The sequence below is a fragment of the Paenibacillus sp. FSL L8-0663 genome, assembly GCF_038008125.1.
Lineage (GTDB): Bacteria > Bacillota > Bacilli > Paenibacillales > Paenibacillaceae > Paenibacillus > Paenibacillus polymyxa_D.
Window position 1 is genome coordinate 781,657 of record NZ_JBBOYM010000001.1, and the last position, 12,084, is coordinate 793,740.

Annotated in this window: 12 protein-coding genes; 10 read left to right on the top strand and 2 right to left on the bottom strand. The window is 43.3% G+C overall.

All coding sequences use genetic code 11. The features are described from left to right. Nucleotides 1–60: 60 nt before the first annotated feature. Nucleotides 61–525, bottom strand: a complete 465-nt coding sequence (locus tag MKY75_RS03435; RefSeq protein ID WP_013369372.1) for a MarR family winged helix-turn-helix transcriptional regulator — start codon at nt 523–525, stop codon at nt 61–63. Between the two features lie 289 nt (nt 526–814). Between MKY75_RS03435 and MKY75_RS03440 the strand changes: the two genes are divergently transcribed. The 4 genes from MKY75_RS03440 to MKY75_RS03455 all read left to right on the top strand — a co-directional run bounded on the left by MKY75_RS03440 (nt 815) and on the right by MKY75_RS03455 (nt 3,502). Then, entirely contained in the window at nt 815–1,249 is a 435-nt protein-coding gene (locus MKY75_RS03440; RefSeq protein ID WP_318627585.1) for a hypothetical protein, read from the top strand. 218 nt (nt 1,250–1,467) lie between these two features. Further along, nucleotides 1,468–1,653 carry a hypothetical protein gene (locus MKY75_RS03445; RefSeq protein ID WP_029515813.1) on the top strand — a complete coding sequence of 62 codons (186 nt, stop codon included), beginning with the start codon at nt 1,468–1,470 and terminating at the stop codon, nt 1,651–1,653. 18 nt (nt 1,654–1,671) lie between these two features. Further along, nucleotides 1,672–1,971: a spore coat protein gene (locus MKY75_RS03450; protein ID WP_318627584.1), complete on the top strand. Its 300-nt coding sequence runs from the start codon at nt 1,672–1,674 to the stop codon at nt 1,969–1,971. A gap of 190 nt (nt 1,972–2,161) precedes the next feature. Then, nucleotides 2,162–3,502, top strand: a complete 1,341-nt coding sequence (locus tag MKY75_RS03455) for an amino acid permease (protein ID WP_340884322.1) — start codon at nt 2,162–2,164, stop codon at nt 3,500–3,502. A 20-nt stretch (nt 3,503–3,522) separates the two neighbouring features. Here MKY75_RS03455 and MKY75_RS03460 read toward each other — a convergent pair whose 3' ends face one another. After that, a complete protein-coding gene (locus MKY75_RS03460; protein ID WP_340887055.1) occupies nt 3,523–4,155 on the bottom strand; it encodes a LysE family transporter in 633 nt (210 codons plus the stop codon). A 302-nt stretch (nt 4,156–4,457) separates the two neighbouring features. On the opposite strand from MKY75_RS03460, the gene MKY75_RS03465 reads away from it, so the two are divergent. The 6 genes from MKY75_RS03465 to MKY75_RS03490 all read left to right on the top strand — a co-directional run bounded on the left by MKY75_RS03465 (nt 4,458) and on the right by MKY75_RS03490 (nt 12,014). Next, on the top strand, nt 4,458–5,429 hold the full coding sequence (locus MKY75_RS03465; RefSeq protein ID WP_340884323.1) for an SIS domain-containing protein: 972 nt from the start codon (nt 4,458–4,460) through the stop codon (nt 5,427–5,429). A gap of 28 nt (nt 5,430–5,457) precedes the next feature. Beyond that, the gene (locus MKY75_RS03470; protein WP_165148393.1) at nt 5,458–6,270 is read left to right on the top strand and encodes a fructoselysine 6-kinase; all 813 of its coding nucleotides are present in this window, start codon (nt 5,458–5,460) and stop codon (nt 6,268–6,270) included. Nucleotides 6,271–6,366: 96 nt separating this feature from the next. Beyond that, complete coding sequence (locus MKY75_RS03475; protein WP_318627582.1) at nt 6,367–7,080, top strand: GntR family transcriptional regulator; 714 nt, start codon at nt 6,367–6,369, stop codon at nt 7,078–7,080. 135 nt (nt 7,081–7,215) lie between these two features. Next, nucleotides 7,216–8,799 carry an amidohydrolase gene (locus tag MKY75_RS03480; protein WP_069012136.1) on the top strand — a complete coding sequence of 528 codons (1,584 nt, stop codon included), beginning with the start codon at nt 7,216–7,218 and terminating at the stop codon, nt 8,797–8,799. 2 nt (nt 8,800–8,801) lie between these two features. Beyond that, nucleotides 8,802–10,232 (top strand): YfcC family protein, encoded by a 1,431-nt coding sequence (locus tag MKY75_RS03485; RefSeq protein WP_340884326.1) that lies wholly within the window; start codon nt 8,802–8,804, stop codon nt 10,230–10,232. 111 nt (nt 10,233–10,343) lie between these two features. After that, nucleotides 10,344–12,014 (top strand): ribonuclease J, encoded by a 1,671-nt coding sequence (locus MKY75_RS03490; RefSeq protein ID WP_340887057.1) that lies wholly within the window; start codon nt 10,344–10,346, stop codon nt 12,012–12,014. The last annotated feature ends 70 nt before the right edge of the window (nt 12,015–12,084 follow it).

Sequence of the window (12,084 nt, forward strand, 5' to 3'; positions counted from 1 at the left end):
GCACAGCTAAAGATTGTTCATTTCTTCACAAATGTTTGTTTGCTAAAATTACTATACATTCTATTTGTGATAAGGTGACAGGTTATCAGCGCTACGACCCAATTTTTTAAGCAAGCCGATGAGTTGATCTCTTTCTGTTTCACTGATTCCGCTAAAGGCACGTTCAATCTGACGTGTATAATCAGGATAAATTTCGTCCATGACACGTTGTCCCTCGTCCGTCAATTCTGCATATATAATCCGACGATCTTGGTCGCACGGGTGACGGTGCAAATAACCGCGACTTTCCAGCTTGTCAATAACATAAGTGACATTTCCGCTTTGCAGAAGCAGCTTTGCTCCAATTTGTTGGATTGGCTGCGCGCCCTTGTGATATAAAACTTCCATCACGGCAAAGGCCGTTGGGTTGAAGCCCACCGTTTTGATGCCAGCAACCGCATGTTCGTTTACACTTTTGAATGACTTGGCAAACACGCTATACAAATGCATGGATTGCTGTGTCACCAATGTTCGGTAATCTATCATCTTCATTCCGCCTTTATGTATGGATTTGGGCATCCTTTGACCGCTCGGCTCGGATGACCGGGCAACCATACCCTTGTTACTAGCATAAAGGGATTTACATAGCGAAAACATGCGATTTGTCACAGTAGCTGCTTTTTTAACTATTTAATTTCAAAGCATTAAAGTAAATTTTTGAAAAATAAAGGATTTGAATGTAAAAATACTGTTCTGGTTGGTTATATTAAAAAAGAACATACCTAACCTAATGGACAAATTAACAAAATAAGCTAATTTAGAGGAGATGAAACACATGGATACGGGTTCTTTCCGTTTTCAATTTCGTGATCCGCAGCAAGCTGCTCAAGCCTGTGAAACATTAAAGGAAATTGGATACTCTGCCAGCACGAACGGTGACACAGGTCTCAATGTACATATTGAGAACCAAGATGTACTGTCTGCATTGGAAATTTGCCAAGCCTATGAAGGAAGCATGATTGAGGTAGGGACTCTTTTCTCTAAACCGGATGAATATCCCGGTTTGCAAGGAAATATAGGTGTACATAATCCAGGTTATAGCCCGGAAGACTGGATTATCCCAGCACATACGATCAACGAAGACTGGAGCGAAGCTTATAAAAATGGCTCCTCTCAAATGTACACTAATACGACGGAGGAGCACAACGTCAGCTCTGATCCTCAACCCGAGGACGATGTGGATGGATTTTCTGGAAGCATCCATACCTAATTTTATCCTAAAAATCATGATTAGAAATTTGAGTCTTCACTGTCCAGCACATTTTAAGGAAAAGTTCCTATAAGACCATGGATTATTGTGGCTTTGAAGGAGCTTTTTTTGTGTGAAAAAAACTCAGTTAGAACTTTTGCCAGAACTGAAACTCTGTAGGATTTGCATAAATAGCAGCGACAGCAGGGAATAACAATTTCAGAAAGGAGGTTTTGACCATGCAAAAATTAGGAGTTCACGAAAAATTGGAATTACATGAGCTGCTTACGTTTAAAACAACTTGTCTCACAAAAGCCCAAACCATGATTCCTTTAGTGTCAGACACAAACTTAAAAAACATTTTGCAGCAGGATGTCAACGGTGGTACACAAGATATTCAACAGCTTAGAAATCTACTTGTGTAATTTTAAAGGAGGATTAATGTGAACTCTTTCGTTGAGAATATGACTGGAACGAGTCCCATGAACGATCAGGTGATTGCTTCTGATTTATTAATTTCAGCTAAAAGCGGAATTAAGAACTATGCTCTTGCGCTGACAGAGTCAACCAGTTCGGAAGTTCGCAATGTTCTTTGTGACCAATTGAGCAAAGCGGTTAATCTTCATGAACAAATCTTTAATTATATGAAGAACAACGGTTACTATAACGCTTATGATCCGGAGCAGCAATTACAAATGGATATTCAAAATGCCGATAAGGCCCTTTCTTTATCTAAAGTTTGATTGTTTGAGTTTCACTTAACCCCTCGGACAATTTTATACATTTACAAAGCACCAGTAAACCTTAACGGGGTTCTGGTGCTTCTTTATTCATAAATAAAGCCAAGTCATGCTTCACATGAAATATGGTGAAATAGGCAATCTTAAAATAGAGAACTCGGTCTCAAATTCAGGAACAGGGTGATTCTCTTTTATGGGTAAGTCTTCGGATCGTATGCAAAAAGAAAAAAAACTAAAATGGTGGCAACTAAGCTTGTTAGGAGTTGCAGGTACCATCGGTACAGGATATTTCCTCGGGTCCGGCTTAGCGATTTCCATCGGTGGCCCAGCCGTACTCATTGCATACTTTTTGGCAGCGGTGGGAACGTATGTGGTGTTTGACGCTCTTTCGCGCATGACGGCAGATCATCCAGAACAGGGCTCTTTCCGTTCCTATGCCCAAAAAGCATTTGGTAATTGGGCAGGCTTCGGTAGTGGCTGGGTGTATTGGTTCTCAGAATTGCTTATCAATGGGAGCCAACTAACGGCGCTATCTATATTTTCACGCTTCTGGTTTCCTCAGGTACCGATGTGGATTTTTGCGGCAGGCTTCGGGATTTTAGGGCTTGTGATTGTTTTTTTTGGTAACAAGGGTTTTGATCGAGTTGAAAATGTATTGGCTATTATTAAAATGGCAGCTATTGTTATGTTTCTGGTCTTGGCCGTTGCTCTTTTGGCAGGCTGGATCGGAGGAAGAAAATATAATCCAAAGTTCCCCATCAGTTACAAAGACTTTTTTCCTACCGGCGGTATGGGATTATGGTCATCTTTTATTTTTGCCTTTTATGCATACGGAGGTATTGAAGTGCTCGGAATAATGTCTAATCGGCTTCAAAAACCGGAGGATGCACCTAAAGCAGGAAAAGTAATGTTGATGACGCTCGTTGTAGTATATGTGCTTTCGATTGGTCTGGCTGTGTCTATGGTACCCTTAAGTGCCTTTAACCCGAAAGAAAGTCCATTTGTGCTTGCGCTGAGCAGCGATCATCTGGTTTTTGTACCTCATTTATTTAATGGAGTGCTTATTATTGCAGGGTTCTCAACAATGACAGCCTCCCTATATGCAGAGACATCTATGATGATTACACTTGCACAGGAGGGAGATGCGCCCACATTGTTTTCACGGAAGTGGAAGGGCAAATATCCTCTGTATGCACTTAGTTTGATCACTGTTGGATTAATCTCAGCCATCGTAATGTCGTTGCTGCTGCCGGGAAAAGTGTATGAATATATTACAACAGCTGCAGGGTTAATGCTGTTGTATAACTGGTGCTTTATTTTGCTGTCTTCAGGTAAGTTACTGGAATCGAGCACATCTAGCAACATTAAACGCTGGGTTGGATTATTGTTGATAGCTATGGCTGTGGTCGGATCATTTTTTCATAAGCTTAGTCGTCCTGGGGTTTACATCAGCTTACTTCTGGTCTTGTTCATTGCAATATGTGACCTCATTGTACAATGGGTTCGCCGAAAACACGCCAAGGAATCTCGTTAACTTTGTCAGGGAGTTAATCGTCAGTGTAAAAAAAGTAATTGAAATGCCTGTACACCAAAATAAAAACCAAAACCGATAAGAGATAATCCAGACATCCAAGAGATGGTTTTAAGTAATCCGGTTTTTAGAAACCTCCGGAAAATACTTGAAGCGGCTGCCATGGTTACGTCCCAGAGTAACACACCTAATACAATCGCTCCGCTAAAGATCATTAGCTGTTGTACTGGATATGTATTAGCGACGTTGGCCAGTATGGACCCGTAAATGCCAAGCCAGAAAAGGATGGAGAGAGGATTAAATAATGACATCAGAAAGCCTGCCAAAAAAGAGTTGGTTAAGGTATTGCCATTTCCCCTCAATTCAGATTCTGAAATCACACCTGCATTTTTGATGCTTTCAACACCTGTATACAAAAGTACGAAAAAACCAAATAACCATAAAAAAGCTTTAACAAACGGGGCATTAAGAAGGTGGATCATTCCCAAATAGACAAGCAGCATATAGATTATATCTGCGGTTATTGCCCCAAGCCCGATAAACCAAGCATGCCAAAATCCATTCTTAATACCTCGATCCAACTGTGCAGCATTAATCGGCCCAATGGGGGCCGACAGTGACAGACCGAGAAAAATATAACTGATTAATGTATTAATGGTGTTTTCCTCCTTGATTTTTTATGGGCTGTTATGTACTTGTCTACTTTAGTTTATTCGGACAAACCCATGGGTAAGACCAATTTTTTGCGTATTTTGTAGGTGTAATCTCGTTATGACCAAACACTCAATAATCAAATCCCAATAGGAACTCTAATTCTTCGACAAAAGGATTAGAGCTTTTTGAATGCAGATCATTAAAAGTTCATTGAATAAATGGGCTTGACACTTTTGGTGAAAGCGCTTATATTTATCCCATAAACAATACGTTATATAACGTTATACAAAAAGGAGAGGTAAAAATGATGAATGTACAACAGACGGTTCAGACGATTTATGAACAATCAAGTGGAGAGATTTCTGAGGTTTATTTAGTAGCTTGCGGGGGCTCATTAGTCGATATGTATCCCTCAAAATATTTCTTGGATAGTGAAGCAAAGAAGCTGGTAGCAGGCATGTATACAGCAAATGAGTTTGTGCACGCGCTGCCAAGACGATTAGGTAAAAACTCAGTTGTCATCGTGTGTTCCCATGGAGGAAACACGCCGGAATCGGTTGCGGCTGCTAAATCAGCCAAAGAGAAAGGCGCTTACACCATCGGCTTAACCCACAATAGTGAAGCGACACTGCTCAATTACTCTGATTATTCATTCCTCTACGAGTGGGGAGATGAGAGCGATGTCAAAAATAACCCGATGGCTATTATTTTGGAGCTTACTGTTGAGCTGCTTCAAGTCGCTGAAGGCTATGTGCATTATCAAGCTTTCCAGAACGGCTTGGGAGCAATCAATGGAATTATTAACAGGGCCAAAATACAAGTCGAACCGCGTGCCAGTGTATTCGCTGACAAATACCGCAATGAAGATCTCTTCTATATCCTGACCAGCGGAGCTTCTTATGGACATGCCTACGGATTTGCTATCTGTTCTCTAATGGAAATGCAATGGCTTCATGCGGCTTCAATCCATTCCGGTGAATTTTTCCACGGTCCGTTTGAAGTAACGGATAAAGAAACTCCATTTATTCTGATGATCAACGAAGGACGCACACGGGCATTGGATGAGCGGGCACAGACTTTCCTGAATCAATATGCCGAGAAAGTAGAAGTGATCGATGCGAAAGAGCTTGGAATCGGAACCATTGCTGACGAGGTTGTCGAGTTCTTTAACCCGGTTTTATTTTATAGCATTGTATGTGTTTATCGTGAAGCACTCGCAAATGTACGCAATCACCCACTGGAAACTCGCCGTTATATGGGCAAAGTAGCTTACTAAGCGCACTTACCAACAGGAGGAAACCATCATGAAAGTTCTAGGCATTGGCGATAATGTGGTAGATAAATATGTTCATCTGCGCATGATGTATCCTGGCGGCAATGCGCTTAATTTCAGTGTGTTTGCCAAAAAAGCGGGAGTAGATGCAGCCTTTATTGGAGTATTCGGGGATGATAACGAAGCACAGCATGTAGAACACATTCTCCGTGAGCTGGAAATCGACATTTCACGGTGCAGATATCACAGCGGTGAGAACGGCTGCGCACGTGTAACCCTGGAAGACGGGGACAGAGTATTTCTGGGCAGCAATGAGGGAGGAGTTACACGTCTCCACCCGCTGAAGCTGAGTGAAGATGACAAGGCCTATGTTGGCGGGTTCGACCTTATTCACACGGGCTTGTACAGTCATACAGGGCACTTGCTGCCTGAATTGGAGACGCTGGGAATCCCTCTTTCTTTTGACTTTTCAGATGATTTCGTAGATGAACAGGTCGAGAGATATATTGCGTACGCCGATTTTGCATTCTTCTCTTGCAGCCATATGACGGATGAAGAGACACAGAACTATATCCGCTCCAATCGAAAAAAAGAGGGGCAAATTCTGGTAGCCACACGCGGCGGAGATAGATCTATTGCCTATGATGGTACCAAGTTCTATTTTCAAACGCCTGATTCCGTGGACGCTGTGGATACGATGGGGGCAGGAGACTCCTATATCACCGCCTTTTTACTGAGTTTTTTGAAAAAGGATAATATTCAGGACGCTATGGCAGAAGGATCGAGGGTTGCCGCCCAGAGCTGTCTGGTAGAAGGTTCATTCGGATACGGCGTCCGTTACTAATAAACTTTTTTCAAACATCTTCACTTGTAAGAATATGTAACATTTGATACTCTAAGTGGGAGTAATATAACGTTATATGACAAGTGAGGGTACATTATGTTGAATTCAGATCAAGCAGAGCCATTATATATTCAATTACAAAAAGCGGTCAAAACTGCTATTCATAATGGAACATATACGCAGGGAAGTCGTATACCGACCGAAACTGAGCTAAGCGAGACCTACAATGTAAGTCGAATTACCGTAAGAAAAGCGATTGCCGAATTGGTTCATGAAGGTTATCTGACCAAACGTCAAGGAAAAGGAACCTTTGTCAATGTACCCAAAATTGGGCGGAAGATTGAACATGTGATCAGCTTTACGGCTGCCTGCAAATCCAACGGCCTCTCTTCACACAGTGTGGTCACAGAACGTGAAATCATAGAAGCAGATGAGGAAATTGCACATCAGTTGCAGTTGCCACAAGGAGAAAAAGTGTTATTTATTCAGCGCCAAAGATACGCCGGTGATCGACCGCTCATGCTGGAGAATAATTTTTATCCTTATGACCGATTTTCATTTCTAATGGAAGAGCAGTTAGAGGGCTCTGTATACGAACTATTGCGTCATAAATACAGCATCGATCCTAACCAACCGGGAGAGACGATATTACAAATCGCTTTGGCGGATGAATACCAGGCAAAGCTGCTAGAGACAGCCATCGGACAGGCGTTGTTCTACATGCATACGATTATTTATGATCAGCATGGAAGCCCCGTTCATGTAGGTAAGCAGTACATCATTGGGGACCGTTATCAATTCTCAATATAAATCCGTTGCCTGTTACGTAATGTTATTCAGGTACGGCGCAGCTTCTGCTTCCACTCCATGAGAGAAGCAGAAGCAATATTATAACGTTATATTACGTTATGTTATGAAGCGGATAAATAATGAGGAGGTGAAACTGTGCAAGGGAAGAAGGACACATTAGCGGACAAGGTTCTACTGTCAAATGCTATTTTTAATGGCTTAGAAAATGAAGCTTCGCCTGGGTTTATTGCACTGCGGGGAGAATGTATTGCAGCAGTGGGGCGTCCCGAGGAAGCACAAGCTTGGATAGGAACTGAAACGGTTGTCTGTGATTTGGGTGATGCTTTTATCATGCCAGGAGTTCATGACAATCATGTATTTTTTACCGGATATATGTCGATGCATCGGGGCGTGGATTTGACTCATGCAGCCTCGATTGGAGAAGCAGTGGAATCCATGCTGCAAGCGGCAAACAATCTTCCGCCAGGGAAAGATGTAACCGCTTACGGTTGGAGCGAGGAAAGATGGGGCAAGCTGCCGGAACAAAGCTTGTTGGACGAGATGTTCCCTGATCGGGCGGTAATTGCCATTAACCTAAATAAAAGCTACTGCTGGATGAACCGACTGGCTCAGGAGAAATATCAATTTTTGCCGGATCAATGCAGTGCTGAGGCACGCGCTTTGCTACTCCAAGCCATGATGCAGGATCGCAGCCTTGTCAAACAAGAGTTTGTGGAGTTTTGCCGCCTGCTGGCTGCACGAGGAGTTACTTCCATAAAGGATATTGGCTTTGACCGGCATAGCGAGCTACTGCCGATTCTAGAAGAATTGAAAGAAGCAGGAGAACTGCCACTCCGATTTCATTTTTCGCTTGAACCCGTTGTTGAACCGTTGGATGTTGGCACCGGTATCAAGTATAAAGCACTTTATAATGGAGACCTTATTCGTTTCCAAGGATACAAGCTGATGCTTGACGGCGTTGTAGCCGATCATACAGGGGATATGTTGGAGCCTTACGCAGATATGCCTGAAGTCACGAATTTAAGAACGGTTGATTATGAAAAAATTGAAGCCTCAGTTCTGGAAGCAGACAGCCAAGGTATCAAATGCTGCCTAACTGCAGAAGGGGATGCTGCAATTCGCCAGGCAGTATCGATGATTGAAAAATGCCGCGAACAACAAGGTAATCACCTTATTAGACATTCGATCAGTGATCTAGAGTATCCTCATCCAGATGATCTGATTAGAATGGGCGAGAACGAAATTTTTGCCGAAGTCTACGCCCAAATCCTGCTACTGAATCCTTCTTACGAGGATGCTTATATGTCTGCTGTGGTAGGTAAAGACAATGAAAACCGCTTTTATAATTATAAATCCATGCTGGAGGCTAACGTGCCAATAACCATTGGGACTGATCTGCCTTTATTTATCACTAGTGTCCCTGATTCACTGTATGCAGCCTCTCACCGATTATTCCCGGATGGCTCGCCTGCAGGAGGCTGGTATCCTGACCAAGGGATGCCGCCATCCGAAGTTTTAAGGGCATGGACCATTAATGGAGCCAAACATTGTTATATGGAAGAGGTTACAGGTACGCTGGAGGCTGGAAAATATGCTGACATCGCCGTTTTTGATCGCGACCTCCTTAACGCATCCGCTAGCGACATCAGGGATGCCCAAGTGATATTGACCATTATGGGAGGGAAGGTTACGTATAACCATTCTTGGAATGAGGGATAAACATGAACATCAAGAATAAGAAATGGAAATTATCCTTGCCCCATAGTTATACTTTAATATTTTTGATTATTATTACGGTCGCTGCGTTGACATGGATTGTACCCAGCGGACAGTTTGAGCGTCATGAAGTGACAGTGAACGGTGTGACCAAAACGGCAATCGTTTCGGGAACCTATCACACTGTACCCAAAACGGGTGAGAACGGTGATTTAAGACAGGGAATCCCCCAAATCCTTAGCGCCCCGATTGAAGGGATTATCAATGCTGCCGATGTGGTCTCTTTTGTCCTTATTGTAGGCGGCTCCTTCGGGATTATTCTGCAGACGGGAGCCATCGATCGTGCTCTGACGGCTCTTGCCAGGCGACTGAAGAATAAGGGGATTTTGCTTATTCCAATTGCCATGGTTATATTCAGTCTCGGAGGCTCTACCTTTGGGATGAGCGAAGAAATTATCCCGCTGTATGCGATTTTTATTCCGTTAATGTTTGCTCTAGGCTTCGATTCTATGACTGCTATTCTCATTCTATTTCTGGGAACGCAAATTGGCTATGTTGGTTCGACTGTGAATCCATTTTCAGTATTGATTGCCCAGGGAATCGCGGGAGTGGAGGGGAATCCTCAGCTCTGGCTGAGATTTATTGAATGGCTTGTATTTACTATGATTTCTATTGCCTTTACGATGTGGTATGCGCACCGGGTTAAGAGAAATCCGGAGAAATCCATTGTTTTTCAGAGTGATATTATAAATCGCGAGCAATTTATAAAAGAAAATACAGGTGAGGACGTCGTCTTCACGTTTCGGGACAAATTAATTATAGGTGGATTTATTGTAACGCTTGGAGCCATTGTCTGGGGAATTTTGGCCAAAGGCTGGTATATGACTGAAATCGGCGCCCTTTTCTTCGCACTCGGTCTTTTTGTCGGGGTAGTTACCAAAATGAGCCAGAAGGAGATAGCTGAGAATTTTGTAAAAGGGTGTGGAGAATTCATCTACGCTGCAGTGATTATAGGTCTCGCTCGCGGAATTCTGATCATCGCCGAGCAGGGTATGATCATCGATACCGTATTGAATGCACTCGCAGGCATCCTGGAAGGATTGCCAAATTACTTGTTCACAACCATTATGTTGGTTGCACATAATATTATTACTTTCCTAGTCCCATCTTCTTCGGGGGAAGCAGCACTAACTATGCCTGTACTTGCACCGCTTGGCGATCTTGTAGGCATCAATCGTGAAGCCGTAGTCACAGCGTACCAGTTTGGTAACGGGTTAACCAATCTCATTTCACCGACAGGTGGAGTTCTGCTAGCAGGATTGGCCATTGCCCGGATCAGCTTTGGACAGTGGCTGAAGGTAATCTTCAAGCTATTCCTCATCCTGTGGTTAGTTGCTGCTATTTTCGCTGCTATTTCGGCTGCGGTGGGTATTTAGTAAATCAAGTGAGAACCCCTGTCTTTAGAGACAAGGGTTTCTTTTTGTGTATAAGTTTACGTGGAAAATGAATAATATGGATAGCCTTTTTCTAAGGAGGAAATAAACTTGATGCTTGGTGATAATAGATTACTCATTGCTGCTCTAGGCGGTGTGAATGAAATCGGGAAAAACATGTATTTCATCCAATACGATCAGGATATCGTCGTAATCGATTGTGGTTCGAAGTTTCCTGATGAGAACTTGCCTGGTATTGACCTTATTGTGCCCGATGTCACCTATCTGCTGGAAAATCAGGATAAAGTCAGAGCGCTCATTGTGACTCATGGGCATGAGGATCACATCGGAGGTATTCCCTATCTGCTCAAGCAGATTAACATGCCTGTTTATGGGACAAAGCTCACCATCGAATTAATTAAGATTAAGTTAAGGGAACATAACCTTTTGCGTGATGCCGAGCTTCATCTTATAGATGCGGATTCAACCGTTCAAGCGGGAACGATTCAGGCATCCTTTTTCACCACGGTCCACAGTATCCCGGATTGCCTGGGTGTCTTTTTTCAGACACCGGAAGGAAATGTGGTCCATACCGGCGATTTCAAATTCGATATGTCCCCCGTAAGCGGACCTTTTCCGGATCTTCATCGAATGGCTGAAATAGGAAAGAAGGGGGTGAAAGTGCTGCTCTCCGAAAGTACAAATGCGGAAAGGCCAGGATTTACCCCTTCAGAACGTTTGGTTGGCGGGCATATTCTAGATGCATTTGCCAGAGCCAAACAGCAGGTATTTATCTCCACGTTCGCTTCTAATGTTAACCGTGTCCAGCAAATCATTGATGCGGCTGTGGAAACAGGCAGGAAACTGGTTTTACTCGGACGCAGTATGATAAATGTGGTGTCAGTGGCCAAGGAGCTGGGCTTCTTGCATATGCCTGAGGATTTACTGATTGAGGCGGGAGACACAGAGCGGTTTCCCGCAGAAGAAATTGCAGTTTTATGTACCGGAAGCCAGGGAGAGCCGATGGCCGCATTGTCACGTTTAGCCAATTCCCTGCATCCCAAAATCGAAATTTTGCCTGGTGATACGGTCATCATTGCTGCGGGAGCCATACCGGGGAATGAGCGAAACCTTTCCCAGGTCATTGACAACCTGTATGTGCTGGGTGCCCAGGTTATTTATGGATCAGGCAGCTCTACAGGAATGCACGTATCCGGTCATGGTAGCCAGGAAGAACTGAAATTAATGATGACTTTGATGAAACCACAGTATTTGATTCCTATACATGGTGAATTCAGAATGCTGTATCAGCATCGTCAGCTAGCGGAGTCTGTGGGGATTCCGATGGAGAATGTATTTATCGTCCATAACGGTGACACGATTCAAATTGAAGAGGGAAGGGCATCCCTGGGGCCTAAAGTACCAGCCGGCAATAGCTTGGTAGACGGGTTGGTAACCGGTGACGTAGGTAATATTGTCCTGCGTGACCGTAAAAAACTTTCTTCAGACGGAATGCTGATTATTGTGATGACGTTGAGTAAAAATGAGAAGCAAATGCTCGCAGCGCCAGAGGTCATTTCAAGAGGCTTTGTATATGTTAAGGATTCCGAAGAGCTCATGAGTCAGATCCACGACACGATTATGTCCACAGTGAACGAGCTAACAGAAATCGAAATGAGTCAGTGGGGACTGATTAAGCAGATGTTAAAAGATGATGTTGGTCGGTTCATTTACAATCAGACGAAGAGAAGACCCATGATTTTACCTATCATTATTGAGGTTTAAGATAGCGGCAAATGTAAAACAAGATAGAGCTTGTTCAATACACGATTACTCAAAAAAAGACTTAACTCAG

Bases quoted from the DNA above. Each gene is read 5' to 3' on its own strand.
- MKY75_RS03440 (WP_318627585.1), top strand. From the start codon at position 815: ATGGATACGGGTTCTTTCCGTTTTCAATTTCGTGATCCGCAGCAAGCT.
- MKY75_RS03455 (WP_340884322.1), top strand. From the start codon at position 2,162: ATGGGTAAGTCTTCGGATCGTATGCAAAAAGAAAAAAAACTAAAATGG.
- MKY75_RS03485 (WP_340884326.1), top strand. From the start codon at position 8,802: ATGAACATCAAGAATAAGAAATGGAAATTATCCTTGCCCCATAGTTAT.
- MKY75_RS03490 (WP_340887057.1), top strand. From the start codon at position 10,344: ATGCTTGGTGATAATAGATTACTCATTGCTGCTCTAGGCGGTGTGAAT.
- MKY75_RS03435 (WP_013369372.1), bottom strand. From the start codon at position 525: ATGATAGATTACCGAACATTGGTGACACAGCAATCCATGCATTTGTAT.
- MKY75_RS03445 (WP_029515813.1), top strand. From the start codon at position 1,468: ATGCAAAAATTAGGAGTTCACGAAAAATTGGAATTACATGAGCTGCTT.
- MKY75_RS03470 (WP_165148393.1), top strand. From the start codon at position 5,458: ATGAAAGTTCTAGGCATTGGCGATAATGTGGTAGATAAATATGTTCAT.
- MKY75_RS03475 (WP_318627582.1), top strand. From the start codon at position 6,367: ATGTTGAATTCAGATCAAGCAGAGCCATTATATATTCAATTACAAAAA.
- MKY75_RS03465 (WP_340884323.1), top strand. From the start codon at position 4,458: ATGATGAATGTACAACAGACGGTTCAGACGATTTATGAACAATCAAGT.